Origin of the sequence: Mariniflexile soesokkakense (assembly GCF_039650365.1) — a bacterium.
GTDB lineage: Bacteria > Bacteroidota > Bacteroidia > Flavobacteriales > Flavobacteriaceae > Mariniflexile > Mariniflexile soesokkakense.
Genome location: NZ_JAZHYP010000001.1, coordinates 652816 through 675244 on the forward strand (window position 1 = coordinate 652816; position 22429 = coordinate 675244).

21 protein-coding genes are annotated in these 22429 nt (G+C 35.5%); 2 read left to right on the plus strand and 19 right to left on the minus strand.

All coding sequences use genetic code 11. The features are described 5' to 3' along the window. Positions 1 to 31: 31 nt before the first annotated feature. Positions 32 to 790 carry an aldo/keto reductase gene (locus tag VP395_RS03035; protein ID WP_346240227.1) on the minus strand — a complete coding sequence of 253 codons (759 nt, stop codon included), beginning with the start codon at positions 788 to 790 and terminating at the stop codon, positions 32 to 34. A 214-nt stretch (positions 791 to 1004) separates the two neighbouring features. Between VP395_RS03035 and VP395_RS03040 the strand changes: the two genes are divergently transcribed. After that, on the plus strand, positions 1005 to 1142 hold the full coding sequence (locus VP395_RS03040; RefSeq protein WP_346240229.1) for a hypothetical protein: 138 nt from the start codon (positions 1005 to 1007) through the stop codon (positions 1140 to 1142). A gap of 59 nt (positions 1143 to 1201) precedes the next feature. On the opposite strand, the gene VP395_RS03045 is transcribed toward VP395_RS03040, so the two are convergent. From VP395_RS03045 to VP395_RS03120, 16 genes are all read right to left on the minus strand, one after another. Beyond that, a complete protein-coding gene (locus VP395_RS03045; protein WP_346240230.1) occupies positions 1202 to 4630 on the minus strand; it encodes a hypothetical protein in 3429 nt (1142 codons plus the stop codon). Positions 4631 to 4813: 183 nt separating this feature from the next. Then, a complete protein-coding gene (locus tag VP395_RS03050) occupies positions 4814 to 5524 on the minus strand; it encodes a YARHG domain-containing protein (RefSeq protein ID WP_346240231.1) in 711 nt (236 codons plus the stop codon). Between the two features lie 168 nt (positions 5525 to 5692). Next, entirely contained in the window at positions 5693 to 6160 is a 468-nt protein-coding gene (locus tag VP395_RS03055; RefSeq protein ID WP_346240233.1) for a VOC family protein, read from the minus strand. A 13-nt stretch (positions 6161 to 6173) separates the two neighbouring features. Next, positions 6174 to 6620, minus strand: a complete 447-nt coding sequence (locus tag VP395_RS03060) for a VOC family protein (protein WP_346240234.1) — start codon at positions 6618 to 6620, stop codon at positions 6174 to 6176. Positions 6621 to 6661: 41 nt separating this feature from the next. Further along, positions 6662 to 7090, minus strand: a complete 429-nt coding sequence (locus VP395_RS03065) for an SRPBCC family protein (RefSeq protein WP_346240235.1) — start codon at positions 7088 to 7090, stop codon at positions 6662 to 6664. Positions 7091 to 7137: 47 nt separating this feature from the next. Next, complete coding sequence (locus tag VP395_RS03070; protein WP_346240236.1) at positions 7138 to 7641, minus strand: SRPBCC domain-containing protein; 504 nt, start codon at positions 7639 to 7641, stop codon at positions 7138 to 7140. Then, entirely contained in the window at positions 7631 to 7963 is a 333-nt protein-coding gene (locus VP395_RS03075) for a metalloregulator ArsR/SmtB family transcription factor (protein ID WP_346240237.1), read from the minus strand. The genes VP395_RS03070 and VP395_RS03075 overlap by 11 nt, the downstream gene beginning before the upstream one ends. Before the next feature lie 271 nt (positions 7964 to 8234). Continuing rightward, entirely contained in the window at positions 8235 to 9335 is a 1101-nt protein-coding gene (locus tag VP395_RS03080; protein WP_346240238.1) for a serine hydrolase domain-containing protein, read from the minus strand. 163 nt (positions 9336 to 9498) lie between these two features. Beyond that, positions 9499 to 10281 (minus strand): hypothetical protein, encoded by a 783-nt coding sequence (locus VP395_RS03085; protein ID WP_346240239.1) that lies wholly within the window; start codon positions 10279 to 10281, stop codon positions 9499 to 9501. Between the two features lie 667 nt (positions 10282 to 10948). Further along, positions 10949 to 12142, minus strand: coding sequence for a Gfo/Idh/MocA family protein (locus VP395_RS03090; protein WP_346240240.1), 1194 nt, complete (start codon positions 12140 to 12142; stop codon positions 10949 to 10951). A gap of 97 nt (positions 12143 to 12239) precedes the next feature. Further along, positions 12240 to 13604, minus strand: a complete 1365-nt coding sequence (locus tag VP395_RS03095) for a GH1 family beta-glucosidase (protein WP_346240241.1) — start codon at positions 13602 to 13604, stop codon at positions 12240 to 12242. Between the two features lie 14 nt (positions 13605 to 13618). Further along, positions 13619 to 14611, minus strand: coding sequence for a glycosyltransferase family protein (locus tag VP395_RS03100; RefSeq protein WP_346240242.1), 993 nt, complete (start codon positions 14609 to 14611; stop codon positions 13619 to 13621). Position 14612: 1 nt separating this feature from the next. After that, positions 14613 to 15485 carry a UDP-2,3-diacylglucosamine diphosphatase gene (locus VP395_RS03105; protein ID WP_346240243.1) on the minus strand — a complete coding sequence of 291 codons (873 nt, stop codon included), beginning with the start codon at positions 15483 to 15485 and terminating at the stop codon, positions 14613 to 14615. A gap of 378 nt (positions 15486 to 15863) precedes the next feature. Then, the gene (locus tag VP395_RS03110) at positions 15864 to 18482 is read right to left on the minus strand and encodes an MGH1-like glycoside hydrolase domain-containing protein (protein WP_346240244.1); all 2619 of its coding nucleotides are present in this window, start codon (positions 18480 to 18482) and stop codon (positions 15864 to 15866) included. A 283-nt stretch (positions 18483 to 18765) separates the two neighbouring features. Further along, the gene (locus tag VP395_RS03115) at positions 18766 to 19563 is read right to left on the minus strand and encodes a lysophospholipid acyltransferase family protein (RefSeq protein WP_346240245.1); all 798 of its coding nucleotides are present in this window, start codon (positions 19561 to 19563) and stop codon (positions 18766 to 18768) included. Positions 19564 to 19613: 50 nt separating this feature from the next. After that, positions 19614 to 20255 (minus strand): NUDIX hydrolase, encoded by a 642-nt coding sequence (locus VP395_RS03120; protein WP_346240246.1) that lies wholly within the window; start codon positions 20253 to 20255, stop codon positions 19614 to 19616. Between the two features lie 3 nt (positions 20256 to 20258). Here VP395_RS03120 and VP395_RS03125 point away from each other — a divergent pair, with 3 nt between their 5' ends. Then, complete coding sequence (locus VP395_RS03125; RefSeq protein ID WP_346240248.1) at positions 20259 to 20972, plus strand: peptidylprolyl isomerase; 714 nt, start codon at positions 20259 to 20261, stop codon at positions 20970 to 20972. 54 nt (positions 20973 to 21026) lie between these two features. Here the strand turns inward: VP395_RS03125 and VP395_RS03130 are convergent, their stop codons facing one another. Beyond that, the gene (locus tag VP395_RS03130) at positions 21027 to 21638 is read right to left on the minus strand and encodes a trimeric intracellular cation channel family protein (RefSeq protein ID WP_346240249.1); all 612 of its coding nucleotides are present in this window, start codon (positions 21636 to 21638) and stop codon (positions 21027 to 21029) included. 63 nt (positions 21639 to 21701) lie between these two features. Continuing rightward, the gene (locus VP395_RS03135) at positions 21702 to 22427 is read right to left on the minus strand and encodes an RDD family protein (RefSeq protein ID WP_346240250.1); all 726 of its coding nucleotides are present in this window, start codon (positions 22425 to 22427) and stop codon (positions 21702 to 21704) included. Positions 22428 to 22429: the final 2 nt, after the last annotated feature.

Sequence of the window (22429 nt, forward strand, 5' to 3'; positions counted from 1 at the left end):
GAAGTTCATTTATTTGATTCATTTCTTCCTTTTACAATTTAAAGTCAAAAATGCTGATATTTTCTTGAATTCTATGAAATGTGCTAGATTTTGGGATTGCGATGGTTTCATGTTGGGTTATCCAACGCAAACAGATTTGAGAGATTGATTTATGGTGTTCTTTGGCGATTGCTTGCAATACTTTATTTCCAAAAACTTTTCCTCTTGCTAAGGGTGACCAAGACTCAATTGTAATGCTATTCTTTTTGCAAAACGCAGTTAAATCTGCTTGCCAATATCCTGGGTGAAATTCGATTTGATTGACAGCAGGGATTATGTTTGCGGTTTGAAAAAGTGCCTCCAAATGCTCTTGCCAAAAATTGCTTACGCCAATAGATTTTATTTTTCCATTTGCTTGTAATTCTTCCAAAGCACGCCAACTATCGGCATTTGCTTTTTGCCAATTTGTATAATTTTTGGAGTTGGCTGGCCAGTGTATTAAATATAAATCAATATAATCTAAACCAAGTGTTTTGAGTGATTTGTCAAATGCTTTTTTTGTTTCTTCATATCCTAAATTTTCACGCCATAATTTTGTGGTTACGATAATATCTTTTCTTTCAATTCCACTTTCATTTATGGCTTTTCCAACTTCTTTTTCATTGTCGTATTTGGCAGCGGTGTCAATCAGTCTGTAACCCATTTCCAAAGCATTTTTTATAGATTGAATACCTTCTTGTTCTGTAGTTTTGTAGGTTCCAAAACCTATGATTGGTATTTTATTTCCGTCATTTAAGACTATTTCTTTCATTACGTTTCTTTTTAGATGTCTCGTCCTTAAATATATATACAGTTAAAAACTGATTTTTGTCCCATTAATTTATTTTCCATATTAGTTGTTTTAAAATCTAAAGATAAATGTATTCTCATTCGGTTGGATATAATAATGGTGTTTCTTGAAGCTGTTTTTCTATGGTTATATTTGTCAAGGTCTGGTTCAAATAGAACTCAGCTTTAAGTATGCCATGAACCATTTTTTTTTCATGGTGTTTTGGTGGGCATGGTTTTCTTCTAGCATACAGGCCTGCTCACTTTTGTTTAAAGCTACAGGAGCCATAAAACATACGCCCTTAAAAGGGCGTATGTTTAGCTTGTTTTTATAAAATTGTTACTTGTGCAATGGTTAGCATTGTTATGGGCAGTTATTATTATTAATTTAATTTTAATACAAACTATATAAATAAGGTATCATAGGTGAGGTCACTTTTAAATTACTCCACAAGGATAAAAACTCATTTAGTTCATTTTTGAGGTGCTCACTGTTTTTTACTTCGGTTTCAAAGTAAGTTTTTAATGGACTTGGCTTTGTATATAAATTAGTTTGCTTATCTACAAGTTTTTTATTCAGTTCATTTTGTTTTTGTGGCCACATTAGCTTCAAAAGGTTGCGTTCTAATATTAAGCCATGGTTTGGATAATCCTGATCAAGTTGTGAAATCACTAGTACAGCTTCATGAAACTCACCTAAGGCTAAGGCAAAATGCATGTAAACCTCAAGAAAAAACTTTGACTCTTCATGATGCACTAATTTTCCAGTCATTTGAATTTCACGAAGGTTATTTAAAATAGCCGTCATTTTTTCCTTAGAACCATTATGTGCATATATTGACTTTTTAATCGATTCCCATTGCACCATAGCAGATACATCAACTGAATTCGTATTCAAGTATTTTGGAATATCCATGGTCAATTTGGTTAAATACCTCCTTGGTGATTCATTTTGTGATTCTAAATTTATTTTAAAGAGATTTGTATTTCCTAAACGGAATTGCATTTTATTCTCTTTCCCTGGAAATAAGACACTGACCGTTTCTTTGAAAACATCGATATCAAGTTGACTTCCATAAAATATGTGAGGATAGTTTTTATCATTTTTAGTATAGTATTTAACCATGTCTTCCAACACGGCTTTTGCTAATGTTGAATGCCCTAATTTTAATAAGGCACTTGCCTGTAGATGAGGGTCCAAATATTCAAGATATTGTCTTTCTGAATCGTTAAGAATAATTGGCATTCTTGCATTATAATTTTGGTTTCCCGCTTTTGCTCTATCGCCCAGGCCAGATGTTCTTCTAGGCGTGAACTTAAAAATACTTTCTGCTCTGGTTTTTAAATTTTTTAATTCTGCTTCATCTTTCTGAAGTAACATTTTATCATAATTACCCATTTGGTAATGTATCCTATTGCTTATTTTATATGCAGCTGAAATTAGCGGACTATAGTTGTACTCTTTATCGGCTCTTCTACTACTGTTTTGATACCTGGTTCGGTTGGTTTCTTTAATCATATCGGTGAGCTCCAAGGCATTTTCAAATTCCTTGTTCTCCATCAATAAAAATGCTGTAGCAATAGCTATGTTATGACTTTGATCGACATCTTTTATAATCGTTCCATCATTTGTTTTGAGATCCTCTAAGAGTTCCTGAAAACCGTCATATTCTAAAAACAAAAAGCGTTGCAGATGGTTATAGGCTTCTTGAAGATTTCCCATATGATAATTAAAGTACATTTGCTTTGCTTCTTCTTCCTGATTATTTAAAGCATAGGCACGTTTAATATTATAAAGCGACATATACTTTTCAATTTCTGCTTTTCTTGAAATTGCATCATACGTCAGTATTTTGCTTGTATATCTAATTCCATCAGCATATTTCAGATTAGCTTCTCTAAAATTTCCTCTGGACCAATCATATGGTTTGTTATGAAATTCTTTCCATAAGCTCTCATTTTCATATACAAAATTATTAATGATATGAGTTGGCATGGTGAGCCCTATTTTTCTAATGTCATTTTTAAATATATCAATACTATTCCTGCTGCCCACCGGAATTGTATAATTCCCTTTGGACAATATATTGTCACTATATGTATTATTAATCACTTTCTCTTCATTAGAGCCGAATACATCACCATTTGTTCCATTATCTGGGTTATGAATATCTGTCCTTAAACTGAAGGCTATATCGTCAAGATAATTTCCACATGGCATATCATTAACATCCCAGTACAGATCGTCCCATTGCAATTTCCAATCTAAATCGATGTATGCATTTTCTACATAAAATTTATAATATTCAAAACGTATGTTGAGCAAATTATGAATCAGTATGTACTTATAACTGACTGGCATAACGCTGTGTTGGATACTTTCAATGGCTTGTACATAGTCGCAATTTTTTTGAGGTACAAGCACTTTCAACCCCATATTTTCACCAAAAGAAATAGGACTCGCTTTATAAGCGGATAGATATTGATTAATTTGTTCCATTCCAAGGAGCGCATATTTTCGCCATGATAATAATTCGCGATTATAATTGGCGGTTCCGCCTTTGGCATTATAGGCATCCAATCGTTCCTGGCGTGACTGTGCTTTACTTGCCAGTCTTTGTTTTCGCCATTCTTCAGCTTCCCGTTGCTCTCTTAGTTGTTTTTCACGTTGGCGTCGTTGGTGGTCTGCCCATTCTTCTTCGTCTTGTCTGTTTTTTATTTCCTGTTCGTGATTTATCCTATTTATATTACCTTGAAATATGCTGTTTACTTCATTCACGGCATTATCAATCACTTGTTCGGTACGTTTAGATTGCTGGTTGATAGCATAGCCTTGTGCCACCAAGGCATTGTTGTTTTGATTTGTGTGATGATAGGAATGGTTTGCACCAGAATTTTGTCTTACCTCATTTCTTGCCGAACGATCTATGTAGGTGTCATCATTCTCCTTTGAACCAGTAGTTTGCTCTTCTTCTTTTTCTTCCTTGTTGCCTGTTTCCTTTGCTACAGTGCTGGTTGGTTTTGAAGTTGTATGTTTGGCACTTGATGATGCACCAGGTGTCGATGGAGCACTATTGGCAGCTGCTTTCTCTTTGGCGTTTTTCTCACCGATCAACCTATTCATTTCGTTGATACGGTTTTGAGTTTCTGGGTTGTATATTAATCGGTTCGCATCTTGGTAATAACCTCTTGCCCTTTCATAGTTTCCTAAAGAGCTTTCAACATCTGCTGCTTTAAAAAGTCTTAAAACTTCTGCGTCGGTGTCTTTTGTTTTTAGCGTTTCAATAATCTTGTATTTGCGGTTATCACCTATGGCATCTGCTCTTATAATGGTAATATTACGCAAGGTCAATTCATTTATTTGGTCTTTATACTGTTTAGCTTTAGGGTCTTGGCCTACTTGTGCGAGCACATCAAAAGTTTCTCCAAAACAACCTGAAAAATTGCCAACAATGTAGTTTAAATGGATCTTGCCTAAATTCTGATTTCCAAAATACAAATTGCCCTTTACCTCTTGTAGCTCTATCTCATTTGGTTTTGGCCACAGGGCGCTCCCAACTTCTGAAGCGCCTACATTTTTTTCATTATAACTAAAGGTTGTAAAATTCACGTTTTTGCTATAATTAATACCTAATTGCACATCGCCACCACAGTTTACAAATTGGTAGCCAAAGCCCATACCTGTAAAATTAAAGCCTGTTTTTTCACCATTAAATGCATAATGATTTCGGTCTAAAGACAAGGTTTGTTGTTTTTCTTCACCTCTTTGAGCGTTCATTATAAAAGACATTAGGACTAATGGGAGTATAACATATCTTTTCATAAAGTTAACATTTTGGGTTTAGGCCATTAATAATTAAACACAACGGTTACGTATATCTTGGAAAGTAGCGGGTTTACGTGCGAGGATTTTCCGAAGGAAAATCAGAAGCTAGCAAAAGCGCAACGACCAAACGATTAAACTAAAATAAGCAATGTTTTTTACACGGCTGTTGTAAGCCGTTTTTTATTCATTCTCAATTTGTTGTATCAATTTAATGTTTTCCTTTTCTAACTCAGTCAGAAAATCATTTATATTATCATTTTGTCCCGAATACCAATCTTGATTTTTAAAATAATTGTCCATTTCTCCGCCTGATTTAAATTTATATCCATATCGGGCGAAAATCTCATTTCGCATAATATTTAAATCACGCTTTGTCATTTTAAGCAATTCATCGATACTTAAAATTCTTTTCGAAGCTTGAGGAAATTTGCCATTATAATAATCATCTATCGGATAAGATTTTGTGCCAATCTCATATTCTTCATTTTCAGTCAATCCGCTCCATGAATTATAAATTTTTAGTCCTTTTATTTTTTCTTGTCCATTGTCATAAATTACAAACTCTCCATTTGTCTGGTCTGAATAGAATTTATTTTTATCAATCCTAATATTGGATAAGTTTTCATAAGTCCAAATCCATGATTTTCCGTCTTCGCTCCAAGTCCCTGATTTTATCTGTCCGTAGTATTTATCAAGACCGAAAATCAATATGAAATTCGATTCCATTTCTGAGTCTCCGAAATGATAAACGCATTGGTACTCAAGTGTGAATTTAGGATTCCATGAGGTTACATTTTTGCTGTCAATTTTTTCAAATCCGATTATTTGCCCAGTTACCAAAAAAGGTATTAGGATAAAAGTTGATCCGATTAATATTTCTTTAATTTTCATGTTTGAAGTGTCTCCTGAAATGGCTTACAACGTGTTTGGCTATGGTTTCGTTGCGTGTTTGTGAGCGAGGATTTTCCGAAGGAAAATCAGAAGCTAGCAAACGAGGAACTAACATTGGTTAAGCTAAAACTAGCAGTTTTTTTTATACGTTGTGGGCAGTTTTTTTTCTTAAAAGTCGGCAATGACAATTTTTTTCATACCCATCATTTTTTTGAAGGCACCTGGTTTTTTGTTCAGCTCTTCCCAGTTTTCAGGGCAAACTTGCCAACTTAAGCCGTATTTGTCCTTAAGCCAACCGCAAACACTTTCTTCACCACCGTTAGCTGTGAGTGTATTCCAGTAATAGTCTATTTCTGCTTGGTCCTTGCACGTTATCATAAAGGAAACAGATTCATTGAACTTGAATTGCGGTCCAGCATTAATGCCTATAAATTGCATTCCCAAAATTTCAAATTCAACTGTGAGGACTTTACCCGCAAAGTCTTTTTGAAATTCGGCTAAACCTTCAGCTTCAGATTTGGGGTAATAAGTGGTGTTTAAAATCTTTCCATCAGGAAAATTGGAAGCATAATATTCAGCAGCTTCTTTTGCGTTTCCGTCAAACCATAGGTTTGGAATTATTTTGTTTGTTTTCATGGTAATGTGTGTTTTAATTTAATTCTTCTGCTAATCCAACAAGAATGCCTTCTGCTCCACGAACATAACATAGGCGATAGATATTTTCGTAATTCACCATTTCGCCAACAAGTTCAGCACCTTGTTTTGTGAGTCGGTTTACCAATTCATCTATGTTGTCAACTTTAAACATTACTCGTAAATAACCTAACGCGTTAACTGGTGCCGTTCTATGGTCTGAAATGGTTCTTGGTTTTATAAACCGTGAAAGTTCCAATCGACTGTGTCCGTCTGGCGTGACCATCATTGCAACTTCTACAGATTGATTTCCAAGTCCAGTTACTTGTCCTGCCCATTCACCTTCAATCATTCCCCTTCCTTCAAGCGTAAGGCCTATTTCTTCAAAAAAGGAAATGGCATCGTCAAGAGATTCAACAACGATGCCGACATTGTTCATTTCAAGCAATTTACTTTTTGTCATAAGCTCATCAATTTAAAGAGTTTGAAAATGTTCCTGTCAATTTATGATTCCAATAACGCTTTAAGTGAAACGTTAATAGCTTGCTTCCATCCTTTTTCAAAATTGTGAATGGCCAATTCTGGAATATCGGCAGGAAATGTATCGATACCTGTATGTGTCAATTTTAGTTTTGTGCCGTTTTCCGCTTCAAAGAGTTCAAATGTGACATAGGACATTCCGCTATAGCCTTCGTATTTCCACGAGTAGGTCAATTTTTTCTCTGGAATAACTTCTGTTATCACGCACAGATGTTTCCATTGTTTGGCTCCTTTCTCGCCACCCCAAAACTCGAACTTAAAACCAATAACGGTCTTGAACTCTTCCACACCAAAATACCATTGTTTCATCAGCTCTTTTTCCTTAAGGGTTTTCCATACCATCGCTTTATCAGCGTCAAATACACGTTCAACTATTACACTTTTACTGCTCATTTTTTATCTTGAAGTTTAGTTAATGGTTTGCTTTGTGATTAAAAAACTTATTTCTTTAATGTAGCCAATAGTTCATCAAGTTTTTCAAGTGTTGCAATCATTCCTTCCTCCATTCCCATATTGATAATTGTTTCGAGGTCATTTAATGAATCATAAGTTACAACAGTTGTAACGGTTGAATTTTCGCCTTTATCGTTAAAAGTTACATGCCATTTTGCTCTTGGTAGGTTTTGGTTGATTGTGCCTTCACTATCACAAAATGCATCTATAGTGCGATAAAAGTCAATAGGATTAACATCATAATATTCTGTGTAGCCCCAATATTCTTTGCCTTCTGGGTCAACCATTGCGTAGTGCCAATGTCCACCATTGCTAAAATCCATTGACTTTGTTTTAGTGGTGAACGGCTTTGGTGCAAACCATTGGTCCAACAATTCTTGTTTGGTGTAACAGTCCCAAACCAATTGTCTTTCTGCGCTGAACTCACGTACAATAGTGAGCGTGTTATTTCCTTTGTCAACAAGGAAATCGAATTGCAAATTACTTTTCATTTTTCTTGTTATTAATTGTTGATAATAAATTGTCGAGTTGGTCAAAACGGTTTTCCCAAATCTTTCTGAATTGCTCTAGCCATTTATCGATTTCTTTCATTTTTTCGATTTTCAGCTCGTAGTATATTTCTCGACCTTGCTGATTTGCTTCGACAAGGTCGCATTCGTTCAAAATCTGAATGTGTTTTGAAATGGTAGGTCTTGCTGCATCAAAGTTTTCTGCAATTGCTCCTGCGGTCATAGTTTGAGAAGTAAGCAACACTAATATCGCTCGTCTTGTCGGATCGGAAATTGCTTGAAATATGTCTCTTCTTAATTTCATTATGAAGTTATTTGACTACTAATTTACATGAAGTTATTTAGCTACGCAAATTTTTTTCCGATTTTTTTTTATTCGGAAGTAGGAAATTTAGTTTGATTGTTGATGTTGGTAGGGTAGCTCTTAAATTGCCCACGTTTACAGCCAACGGTCTCGGCTATGGGTAGTTGCGTGATTTAGCACTTAACTTTGCAAGTACTCACCAACCTGAAAAAATCCGCGAGGATTTTCGTAAGTAGGCTAGAACTAGCAATAAATTATATACGGCATTTCGTTATTTTTCATCCAATGTTTTTATCAGCCCGAAACATAATTGGTCAATATTCCTCTTTTTTTTGTTAAATGCCGAAACATTGGATAATATTATTATTCCATTTTTATTTTCTAAATTTAAAGCCATTGAAGAAGTATAACCTCCAGTTCCTCCATTATGCCAAATCAATTCACCACCATTTTTTCTTTTTAAAATATGCCATCCAAGACCTATGCTCATATTGTCATTTACTTTAAATGTTGGCTTTTGGGTTAGAGTTAATTCATTATTCTTATTATCAAATTGAGAAATGGCAAAATGCGATAGGTCTTCTACTGTTGAAAATATTCCACCTGCACCTGCTAAAACTGAAAGCTCCCAATTCGGAACTTCTTTTCCTTCGTTATTTAACCCTTTTACTAAATTTCCTTTTATTTTAGTAATGTCTGCTGTTGAATTTTGCATATCATATTTGGAAAATATTTTATTCTGTAGAAGGCTTTCATAGGTATCATTATCAATTTTGCATAATGTATAACCGAGTAATCCTGCTCCTAAATTGGAATATTGATTTTTACCTTTATTTGATAATTCGAGATATTTTGATAAATATTCTTTCAATTCTTTTTCCTTGAATTCTTTGTATGGGTTTTCAAGGTCAACTTTTGTCAAGTCAAGATTTATGGGTAATCGAGGAAGTCCAGATGAATGATTAGCCAAATCAACAAATGATATTTCTGTACTATTCTTTATAGGTGTTGTTAAATAATCATTTATATTTTCATTTAGCTTAACTTTTCCTTCAATAACAAAATCTGCAAGTAGGGTAGATGTAAAAACTTTAGATATAGAACCTATTTCAAAAACACTTTTTTGGTTCTCAATCGTTGAAATAGTATCACTTTCCTTATTTATACCATAAAAATTAATCTTTCCATTTTTAATTATTGCAATCGCAATTTGTGTATTATTTGGAAATATTTTTACGTTTTCAAATATAATTTCGGACTGACTAGGTGATATTACATCACTTTTAATAGTCAAATCATTGATTATGTTTTCCGTTTGTCCGAACGAAAAATTAACTATTAAAGTTAGAAATATTAGTATTATTTTTTTCATTATATTTTTGTCAGATTTTCGATTTTTCTAATGAATGCCAACGTTTATGTGTAAGGAACGTTGCGTGTTTGTAAGCGAGGATTTTCCGAAGGAAAATCAGAAGCTAGCAAACAAAGCAACTCACATTGGTAAAGCACAAAACAGCAATTTTTTATATACTTTGTTAGCAAACGTTTTTTATTATTTTTTCTACTCTTTTAATGTCTTCTAAATTTACAAGTTTTGTGGTTTTTATAAATAGATTTTCATTATTAATTTCTATTTCTAATTTTTTTTCGTTTTTAAAATTTTTTAGAATATTATTTATTAAAATAATATTATGACTTTTCTTAAAAGCAAAGCATTCATAATCAGAAAATTTTATTTCATCATCATTTCTTAACAGGTCTAGAAATTTCTCTGAAGAAGACTTTTCTCTAAAAAAATAATGTCCATTAATATTATTTATTTTAACCCAAAACATTAGATGTGATTCTTCGTAATTGATTGTTCCGTTTAACTGAACTGATGGAGACAGAACAATACCTTTGTCAAACTTAAAAGAATTAGAATAAGACCAATCATCATAACTATTAAGGGTTTTAGTTTTTTCTAAACTCTCGAGTTGTGATTCTGATAGTTTGGTTTTAATATATTCTCTGCTTTCACGAAGATAATTTAATGCTATTTCTGCTTGTCTAATTCTTTCAGATGGGAGATTTTTTAATTCAGATTCTGATAAAATCCGAAATTCATTTTCATGACTAATCCAATGTCCAGATTCTCCTTGTTCCAAAGTCAGTTTAGCACCAGTTTCTGGGTCATAAATATATTCGTCCTTTAGACTTTCATTTAGTTTCTGATTATACTCTTTTTGTTCGTCAGTTTCATAAAATACAAATTTATTAATCTGATAAAGTACAATTAGAGATATACAAATGTAAAATACTATTTCTCCTAACTCCATTATGATGCTCTAAATGTTGGCAACAATTGGACATAGACAATTGTCCATATCATTCCAAAATACACAATTGTTTATATCCACATTATATACTGACGAATATAATAAAAATCCACTTACAAAAAGTAAGAAGTGTTTTAAAAATAAAGTTATTAAAGCGGTTTGGTTTCACACTTATTCGGGCATTGTTCGTACAAACCCCCATCTAAACTAAATACACCCAAACCGTAGACGAACAAGACCCGAACAAAACCCGAACAAAACCCCTACTTTTTTGGGGTGCTGTCTCAATCTGTGTCAAATCGTCCCAAATCGTCCCAAATTGTCTCAAATGGTGTCAATGTGTGTTACGGGTTTGGTAGTTAGGTATTTGATTTTGATTTCTACATCAAGAGATTGCTTCGTACCTCGCAATGACGATTCGAAGCTACAAAGTTCGCGTTAGGGATTACTCATCCATTCTATTTTAAATTAATGAAATCGTGAATGCTTCACATTTGCAGCGGCATCCTTTTTAAAACGTTTTTAATAGGCAGATTGCTTCGTTGATGCCTCCTCGCAATGACGATAAATTTCATAGTTTTTTCCTCGCAATGACGTTTTAAAAAGATATAGCTAAAAGCCCGAACCTTGTGGTAACTCCCAAATACTAACTATTAAGTAAAGCTTTTTACAGGTTAACGCGTTTACCTTGTTCGGCAGATAGGTATGCAGAATAAATAACGTTCACACAATCTACCGCCAAATCAATACCTGCAAGGGGCTCTCGGTTGTTTTGTATGGCGTCTACAAAGTCGGTAATTTCTTGTATAAAGCCACGAAACCAGTCTTCATCGCAACTTGGGCGGTTCCACCCTGCTTTGGTTTCTAGTTTTTCGGTAAAATATTCGTTGCTAAATGTTTCGGGGTCTACGGCATAGGTTTCGATGGCGTTATTTGCGGTCATGTTTGCTTTTATAACACCATCGGTCATAAAGGTGGTGATGCGGGTGTTTAATCCGCCAAGACCAACATCGCTTACTAATACGGTTGCCCGAGAGCCATCATCGAATGTTATGGTTACATTTGCCCAATCTTCCACATCCACTGGGTTTGAGCTTATCCAATTATGGGCATTTGCTTTTTTGGCACGATTGGAGGCTTCGGTGTGTATAAGGTCGGCAGTATCTGCCATAACCGAAATGGGGCGAATGCTTTTACCAAGGCGTTGCATACCTTCCCAATGTTTTAGGTGCAAACAGGCGCCTACTGAGTGTGACCCCATACGCAAGAGTGCGCCACCGCCCGTGTGTTTCCACTCGCGTGAAAATACCGAGTTGGAACCCGAGTGGTTTTCTTCGGCACGTACTTCAAGTATTGCGCCTTTGGAGGCTGCTATAAGGTTACGCATTTTTACTACGGGTGGTGCGTATACCCAATTTTCGGCATAACAAAAAATAACACCGTTGCTGCGTACCGCTTCTCGAATGGCTTCGGCATTTTTTAAGGCACCGGCAAGCATGCGTGCTCTTGGTACATGAAAACCAATGGGTTCTTTATCTCCGGGTTCGCCAAAGTAACCGGTGAGCGGTTTTTCCATAATGATATGTTTTCCGGCTTGTGCTGCTTTTATGGCTATTTCGTGGTGAGTGGCTGGTGGGGTACAGATATCTATAATATCGATATCTTCTCGTGCCAGTAGCTCGTCTATATTATTGGTTACAAAGGCTATCCCTGTTTTAGCTGCAAAGGCCTCGGCGCTTTCTAGTGTTCTAGAACATACACCTCTAAGTTCAATGAGACCGGGTGGGAGTTTTTTAAAGTTTTCGTAGTGCATGTGCGCACCATATCGAGCTCCTACAATTCCAATACCTAGTGTTTTCATAATACAAGTTTAGAATTAACTAAGTTATTGATTTTTATGGAATGGTTGATAGTTGGTTAGAAAAATGCCATTCAAAATGGATTTAACACCATAAGGTTTAACTCTCTAAAAAAGCTTTGTACCATGCGCCTGATGCTTTTTTAATACGCTTCTGTGTTGAAAAATTGGTGTACACTAAACCAAACCTGGGGTGATAGCCTTCTGCCCATTCAAAATTATCGGTAAATGTCCACACAAAATAGCCTGCTACGTTCAATCCGTCTTTTTTGGCTTTGTGCACTTGCTCTAGATACGCTTGTAAATAATGCAGGCGCTCTTTATCGTGTACTTTACCATCAACAAGCATATCGGGAAAGGCAGCACCATTTTCGGTAATGATGATTTTTTTTATGCCTTTGTATTGGTTGAACCGCTCTATCATGTTGTAAATACTGGGTGGGTATACTTCCCAGTCCATAAGCGTGGTTTTTACGTTGCGCTTGGAGGCTTTTACAATTTTGGCACGCAAATAAGGTACCAAATAGTGATGCCTTACCATTTCGCGGGTGTAATTTTGCACACCTATAAAGTCGAAATCGAACACAGCGTTTTTTAAATCTTGTGGTTTTATATAGCTTTCGATGCGTTTTAGCACTGCCACATGTTCGGCTGGGTAGCCCATCCCTAACAAGGGTTCAATGAAAAGGCGGTTTAAAAGTGCATCGGCTTTTTTGGCTGCCAATATATCTTTAGCTGTGTTTCTGAAAGGGGTAATTTGCGAACATGAAAACGTTGTGCCTATATGTGCATTTGGCACCAAAGCACGCAACACACTGCCACCTATGGCTTGACACAACATGGCGTGGTGTACCGCAGGTAAAAAGTTTTTCAACCCTTTAGTACCCGGGGCATGCACACCTAAAAAGTAACCAGCACCCGTAAAAACCATGGGTTCGTTTAACACCATCCAGTTTTTTACACGGTCGCCAAAATGCGTAGCGCAAACTTGCGCGTAATTTTCGAACCATGAGAGTACGTCTCTATTTACCCAACCGCCTTGGTTTTGTAGGTTTTGGGGTAAATCCCAATGGTAGAGTGTTACCCAAGGCGTGATGCCACATTTTAGACAGAAATTTATAACCCGATTGTAAAAATCAACACCCTCGATACTTACCATTCCCGTACCATTTGGAATGATTCGCGACCATGCCAACGAAAACCTGAAGTGTTTGATGTTCATGGATTGCATGAGCAAAATATCTTCTTCAAACCTATTGTAAAAATCGCAGGCTATTTGTCCGTGTTGGTTGTTAAAGATGTTTCCTTTTTTTGAGGTGAAATGGTCCCAAATGGAAATGCCTTTATCGTGTTGAGTATGCGCGCCTTCAATTTGATAAGCTGCCGTAGAGACGCCAAACACAAAGTCTTTTCCGAAATCTTGAGGTTTTAAGTTGAAAGGTTTTTGGGGATTGTTAAAATCCATAACATGGTTTTGTATTATAGATTTTCTTGTAATAACTTATCTATAATTTGTTCGGTAATATCGGGGTAGTTTACATCAATAATGGTGTTGGTTTCCGTCCAATACACAATATCTTTTATATACTTCTTTTTTAAGGCTTTTATTACGGGTACACCCATATCTTTTAAAGCGGCGGCATTGCATTGTTGCTCGTATTGCCCTTTCATAGGGATTACCAACAGTTTTTTACGCATAAAAAGCGCTTCGGCAGGGGTTTCAAATCCGCCGCCACAAAGAATACCTTTACTGGATGCCATACTTTTTACAAAAGCTTCGTTTGTTATGGGTTGCAACGTAATGTTTTTATGAGTGACTTCTTTTTTGTTGTGTTTTGAAAATACTTGCCATGATACTTCTTTAATTTTTGATAGGATGTTTAGTATTTTTTCATCATCATACGATGGTAAATACACGGTGTAATGGTTGCCAGTTTCTATAACCGCCTTTCTAATATCTTGCCTGATAACGGGTGTAAATACACCTTCTTGATAGGCTTTAAAATGAAAACCATATTGTTTGGTAGTGGGTGCGTATTTTTTAAGAATCAACTTTCCTAAAGCATCTTTCTTTTTAGGTTTTGGTGCACCAGAAGCCATAACCGCAGCTTGATGACTTAAACTGATGCAGGGTTTCTTTTTTAGTTTGCATGCCCATGCCGAAACAGGTTCGAAGTCGTTTATTATTAAATCGTAGTTTTCAACAGGTAAACTGTTTATTTCCTTATGAAGGCGCATGCTTTTTGCCTTAAAGTAGGTTTTCCAAAAATCGACACCGCCTTTTTTTCCAAACACAAAGCTCAAGCCTTTTAGTCGGTAGTTTATGGGATACGGAATATTGATATCGGCTTCGGTACCGCTTACCAAAATATCCAACTCTATATCTTTTTTTTGAAGTATGGGAATAATATCGCGCGCCCTACTTAAATGCCCGTTGCCCGTGCCTTGAATAGCGTAAAGTACTTTCTTCATACTACTTAACTTGATTTACTTTGGGTTGCTTCATTACCGGTTGAAACTCTTTCATCATGTTTTGAAAAAGCTCTTTGGTTTCTAATATTTCATCCTCTTCGGTGTCTGCATCGGTATCATCTTTCACTAAAAAATTATCTTTAAAACTGAATAAATGCCACGTGCCATCAAAATATTCTAAAGCGGTTAAATTTTCTACCCAATCTCCCGAATTCATATACACAACTTCACCTTTTTCGGTTTCAATACGTTTTATTTCTGGTTGATGGATGTGTCCGCAAATCACATAATCATATTCGTTTTCAATGGCAATATCCGAAGCTATTTTTTCAAAGTTATTGATGAACTTAACGGCAGATTTGACGCTGTTCTTTATTTTTTTAGACATTGAAATTGGTCCTTTACCAAACTTTGAGGCAAAGAAATTGATGAGACTGTTGAGCAGTATTAAAGAGTCATAGCCCACCGCACCCAATTTTGCTATGGATTTGGAATGTTGCATGGTTACATCAAACACATCGCCATGAAATATCCATGTTTTTTTGCCATCAATGTTCAATAATTCTTTATTGGAAATACTGAAACTTCCCATTTGGAAACCTACAAACTTACGCAGCATTTCATCGTGGTTGCCTGTTATGTAATGCACCTCCACACCGTTGGAAATCCATGAGGTAATGAGTTTTATTATTTTCATGTGCGATTTTGGCCAGTAACGTTTACTAAATTGCCAAACATCTATAATATCGCCATTTAAAATAACCTTTTCGGGTTTTATGGATTTTAGGTATTTATGGAGTTCTTTGGCACGACAGCCATAAGTTCCTAAATGCACATCTGAAATCACAACAATGTCTACAGGTCTTTTTTTCATGTGCTTGCTATTACAATTTGCTTTTTAATTTTAAGGGAGGAAGAGAAACTACTTAAACAACAAGTAGCTGTAGTTTTTACTGCTAGAGTAGATAAATCGTTTAAGATTATCATCATAGGCATTGTATGTTGAAATAGTGTATCGTATTTCAAATGCAAAATTGCGCCATTTACATTGAAAGGAAGTTAATATATTATTAATAGGTTGTTAAGATTATGGTACGCTGAAGAGTTGTGCTACCGTACTAAAAGCAATAACAGATTACTAATTAATTCCTAATTATAAATAAAAAAGTCTTCAACAGACTCAGACTGACGTTACGGTACTAAATTGTGTAACATCATTCTGAATTCAAAATACTAAATTCTGAATTTGTTATTACCCGTCCATTTCCATAATTAAATTGGCAATTAAAGCAGTCCAACCTGTTTGATGCGATGCCCCTAAACCTTTTCCGTTGTCGCCATCAAAAAACTCGTAAAACAGATGCAGGTTTTTGAAGTGTTCATCATTGGAGAAATGCTTGTCTTTGCTGTCAGCATGGTATTGGAACTTGCCTTCTCCATTGGCTTCAAACAGTTTCACCAAACGTTTTGTAAGGGCGTTTGCTATTTGTTTTAGATTGAGTTTGTTACCGGAACCCGTAGGAAATTCATATTGGTAGCTATCGCCATAAAATGTGTAATATTTACGTAACGACTGTATAATCATATAATTTAAAGGCATCCAAATGGGTCCGCGCCAGTTGGAATTGCCTCCAAACATATTGGAACGACTTTCGCCAGATTCGTACTGAATTTGATGATGCCCATGATGCTCGAATACAAATGGATGCTTTTCGTGGTACTTGGACAGTGAACGTATACCGTAATCGGACAGGAACTCGTTTTCATCCAATAAGCGTTTAAGCAAATGTTCTAACCTGAAACCGCGCATAATGGCGAATAAATAATTACCATCTTCATTGGCAACATCTAAATTTGTAATTAAAGATGCTAGGTCGGGTCGGGTTCTCATAATTTCGTTTGCCCTATATCTAAAATCTTTTAATTCTTCAAACAGGTCTTTATGCATAATCTCGACCGCAAACATGGGGATAACACCTACTAAAGAGCGCACCCTTAAAATATCGGTGGCACCACTTGACATTTCTACTACATCGTAGTAAAAATTATCCTTATCATCCCAAAGCGAAATATCCTTTTTGCCAATGTGGTGCATCGCCCAAGCAATATTTAAGAAATGCCTGAAAAACTTGGCGGCCGATTCTTCGTATATTTTATTGGTTTTTGCCAGTTCAAGCGACATGCGCAACATATTGATTGAAAACATGGCCATCCAACTGGTGGCATCGGCTTGTTGCATTCTTTTAATACCCGGTGGCATGTGGTTGCGATCGAACACCCCAATATTATCTAACCCTAAAAATCCACCCTCAAAAAGGTCGGTACCACTTTTATCTTTTTGGTTTACCCACCATGTAAAATTCATAAGGAGTTTTTGGAAAGCTTTTTCTAAAAATGCGGTATCTCCTTTTCCTGTATAGCTTTTGTCCTTTTCGTAAACACTCCAAACAGCATACGAATGTACTGGTGGATTTACATCGCTAAAATTCCACTCGTAAGCCGGAATTTGTCCGTTAGGATGCATGTAATTTTCTTTAAGCACCAACAACAACTGTTCTTTTGCGAAAAAAGGGTCTATTTCCACAAAAGACGCCATATGAAAAGCTAAATCCCAAGCGGCATACCATGGGTATTCCCATTTATCGGGCATGGAAATAATATCTCTGTTGGTAAGGTGTTGCCAACTGTAATTCCTCATGTTTGCTCTTTCGGGTTTTCCTTCTCCAGGGCCACCAAACAACCATTTAAAAACATCGTTGTAATAGAATTGCTTGGTCCATAACAAGCCCGAAAAGGCACTTTTAGCTATAGCTTGATGTGTTTCTGGAATATCGGATTTTATGGTTTCATTATAAAACGCTTCACATTCGGTAATTCTTTGATGAAATATGGTATCAAAATCTACAAAAGGATTTTGCAATTCACTGTTGCTAAGGCGCACTTTTACACTCTTTTCTTCGTCTGCTTTTAAACTTAATTTGTGCCAAATGGCTAATTTTGAACCTTGCTTTTTTGGGTTTACCGTTGGTTTACCGTTTACTACATGGTCATTAATACCATCTTTTACATAATCGACTTCGTTTGGATAATTGTAAATGCGCTTATTGTTTGTCTCGTTATCACAGAATAACTGTTCACCATCTTCATGATAAAAATAATACTGACCGTTTCTGGCACTTTTAGACTGTACTGTGGAATTTGATACCGACTTTATATTGGGGCGTGAATGCCGCTTGTTGTGTTTCCAAAAATTACGAAACCAAAGATGTGGAAGTACATGAATATCTGCTGCTTTATCACCTCTGTTAATAACCGTAACCTTCATCAGGACATCATCTACACCAGCTTTGGCGTATTCAATGTAACAATCAAAATAAGCGTTGTTTTTAAAGGTCCCTGTGTCTAATAATTCGTATTCATATTCTTCACGGCTTTTTCGATTGCTGTTTACCAAATCGCCATACGGAAATTCATTTTGCGGATATTTATATAGATATTTACAATAGGAATGTGTTGGTGAAGATACTTGATGGAAATAGAGTTCTTTAACATCTTCACCATGGTTACCTTGGTTGTTGGTAAGCCCAAACAGGCGTTCTTTTAAAATAGGATCATTACCATTCCAAAATGCAGGTGCTAAACACAATATTTCTCTAGAGTCGGTAAAACCCCCAATGCCCTCTTCTCCCCAACGATAAGCATTGCTACGTGCTTTTTCGTGGTCTATAAATTCCCATGACTCTCCATGCTCGCTATAATCTTCTCTTACTGTACCCCATTGCCTTTCTGCTAAATACGGCCCCCATTTTTTCCAGTTTTTATAGTTATCTGATACAGCTAATCGTTCTGCTTCTATGCCTTTTTGAATCATATATTTAAGGTATAAGTTTTGTATAAAATAAGAATGTAACGCCAAAAATCTGTTCCAAAATCCAATACGATATGAGCCTTGAAACTACTGATCCTTAATAGGCTTTCGAATAAAAATAAGGCTTTTTATTTGAAGTTGAAACCACTGTTAAAAGTATTGCCTAATTGCTGTTTTTGTTAGGGTTCTTTTAAAATATCGTAAAAAAATAGCAGATAAATTAGCGAACCCACACTCTTAGAAAGTGTATTAACCTACTTTATAAAAAATCATAAAGGATTCTGCTTTACCACTCGCGAAGTCTATCCAGTTCTTCTTGAGCCTTTAGTTCTTTTTGAGAAATGACTTTTAAAAACGATGGATGTTGTTCAATAGCAAACTCTATTTTTGTAACTATATCATCAGTTGTGTCGTTTTCGTAATCAATTACAAGTGGCTCTTTAATTTCAAACGATTGTAGAATATTTTTCTTTTTAATTCGAAGGCCCTTTTTATCGAACGAACGTCTAAATCCATCAATAACAATAGGAACTACAACTGGCTTATAGCGCTTTATTACATGCGCCGTTCCTTTTCTGATAGGTTTAAAAGGTGTAGTAGTACCTTGCGGAAAGGTAATAACCCAACCATCGTCTAAGGCTTTGCCTATATTAGAAATATCGCTCATTTTTACTTGGCGGTTTACATCCTGTCCTTCAGCACGCCAGGTGCGTTCTATACTAATGGACCCCATATATGCCAAAATTTTAGGCAACAAACCCGCCTTCATGGTTTCTTTGGCAGCTACATAGTAGATATTTAGTTTCGGATTCCACAAATACCCCACATTTTTTATAGAATCTGTGCGTCCGCTTAAGCTCGCATTAAACACATGAAACATGGACACCACATCGGCAAAATAAGTTTGATGGTTGGAAATAAACAGAACGTTTTTGTCTGGTAAGTTTTTTATAATTTCAGAGCCTTCTATTTGCAGCTCATTAAACCCTCGGAAACGTCTGTGGGTTAAAGCTCCAAAAATTCTGATAAGCCACTTTTTTACAAAAAGTATATGCCCAAACGGGTTTCGTTTAAATAATCCCATAAATCACACGTCAAATTGGTTAGATAGTACAAATGTAATAAATCTATAAACTACATGAGTTGTTTTAACACGTCTTTAATCTCACTTAACATCATTGCGGTAGCTCCCCAAACCACATAATTATTAAGTTTAAACGCAGGAACCTCAACTTCAACACTATACGATGTTTTTACTTTTTCTGTAATAATGTTGGCATCATCTAAAAATTGACTTAATGCTACCTCAATAATGGCTTCAACCTCATCGTCCTGCTTCATAAATTGTGGGGTTTCCTTTGAAATACCTATAAACGGGTGCACATAAAAGTTACTTGGTGGAATATAAACTTCTGACAAAGCCCTTAAAACTTCCATCTGTTTTATAGGCACACCTACCTCTTCAAAAGTTTCTCTTATAGCAGCTGCTTCTAATGAAACATCGTGTGCTTCTAATTTTCCGCCAGGAAACCCAACTTGTGCCGAGTGTACGCCTTTATATGTTTTCCTAAGAATTAAAACCAAATATGCTTCTTGGTTAACATCTGGATAAAATAAAGCCAAAACCCCTGCTCTTTTTGCTTTTTTTATAGCATGCTCCTGCTGTTTTAACAGTTCTTGCCTAAATGGAGGCACCATTTTAAACTGAGATGCTTGGGCTGGTAACGGTATATTTTTTATTTTTGAGATTGCTATTAAAAAATCATCAAAATTCATTCTATGAGACTTGTATTGCTGTTATCTTTTTTCGTTTTATTTCTAAATTGTGAAGATAAGAAAAGTAAAAAGAAAATAAATCCTGAAAAAGAAATAACAACCGTTACAAAAGAGGAAGGTCTTACTGGAGATGAAGACACAACGGATGTTGTAAATAGGCAATTTCCAAAACTAAACTCTAAAAATGCTATGGAGTTTTTTTTGCAGTACGACAAAGTACATAAAGAAAACAAAGTGCGTTTAACAACCGATTTTGGAACTATTGATATTTTATTGTTTAATGAAACCAAGTTTCATCGTTCCAACTTCATCTTTTTAACAAAACAGAAGTATTTTAACGGCACCCAGTTTTATAGAGTGATTGATAATTTTATGGTACAAGCTGGAAATAGCGATGACAAAAAAACAGCCAATAAACGAAATTATATTGGCAAGTACTTATTGCCACCTGATACCAAACGAGGATTTAAACACGACCGTGGCGTGGTATCGATGCCCAGTAGCGACATTGACAACCCGCATAAATTAGCATCTCCTTATGAGTTTTTTATTGTACAGCAACAGGGTGGTGCTCACTTTTTAGATGGCGATTACACCATTTTTGGAAAAGTAACCCGTGGTATGGATGTGGTTGACAAAATTGCAGCTGTTGAAAACGATGAAGCAGATTGGCCTCTACACAATATTTACATTAGAAAGGTGGAGATTATTGATTAATTGGTTTTTAGGTTTTAGGAAAAAACAACTTTTCACTTTCCTGCCTTCTAGCTTTCAAACTACATTCTTGTACAAACTAGGTAAGCTAATTTTAAACTTAACTGCTATTAAGCGCACAATAATAACTACCAATCCCGAAATTATAAATACAATATTATTATCTATTGGTAATTTACGAAGTAGAAAATAGGTAAACCCTCCCAAAATACAAGCGGTAGCATACACCTCTTTCCTAAAAATAACGGGGATTTCATTACAAAGAATATCTCTGATAACGCCTCCAAAACAGGCCGTTATAGTCCCTAAAGCAATACAAATGATAGGATGCAACCCCATAAACAATCCTTTTTCAATACCAACAACGGTATATAAACCAATACCAATAGTATCAAATAAAAACAAGGATGTCCTTAAATAATTAAGGCGTTTTCTAAATATTATAGAAAAAATGGTGGCTACTATAATGACATAAACATAAATCATATTTTCCATCCACGTTACTGGTGTTTGCCCTATAAGAACATCTCTTAGCGTTCCACCTCCAACCGATGTTACAAAAGCAATGATAAGTACACCAAATGCGTCCATCCTTTTTTCCAGTGCAACCAGCACACCTGAAATTGAAAAAGCAAAAGTTCCGAGTATTTCTATAATTTGAAAAAACATTTTTAGGTGTTAGGCGTTAGGTGTTAGGTGTTAGGTAAAATACTTTCTGTTTTCAGCTTTAACCTACATGTTTTGGGTATAGTAGTTATAATCTTTTAAAATAGTGTTTAGAAAATCGATATCGTATAAACTAGATTCTATATTCAGTACACTGGCTACTTTGTTCCTTAACAATGTAAGTGTTTTAAAATCGTTATTTTTTTTAGAAATGATAAAGGCCTCCTTAATAATACGAACATCTTTATCGGTTAATTGGGTTACGTTATTAAAAACAGGTTGATAATCTACTTCAATATCTTCTAAAATGGTACTAGTTATTTTATGTTTTTTCTTCACACTAATAACGACTGTTCCTGCCGCTGCATCACCAACACGCTGTTTTTTGTCTGAAAGCAACATACTTAAAACACCTATAGAGGCAAAAAACATCCAAATATCTACAATACGCAACATCCATCTAACAAGCAAATTATACCACTGGGTTGGCGCACCATCTAAACGAACCACTTTTATTTTTAATATCATTTTCCCTACGGTTTGTCCGTTAAAAATAATATGGCACAACAACGAATAAAAAAGAGCGGGCAATGTAATTAAGCCTAAAATGCCACGTTTGGTCCAATCGTCGGTATCGAATATATCCGAAAGCGCTACCAAGTTCTCCATGATGGTTATGTAGGTTAACAAAATAAGACCATCAATTAAAAATGCTACCAAACGCTCGCCCAAACCAATTAGTTTGTAGTCTAAATTAACATTTTGTGCTGTGTTAATTGCTAAATTGCTCATTG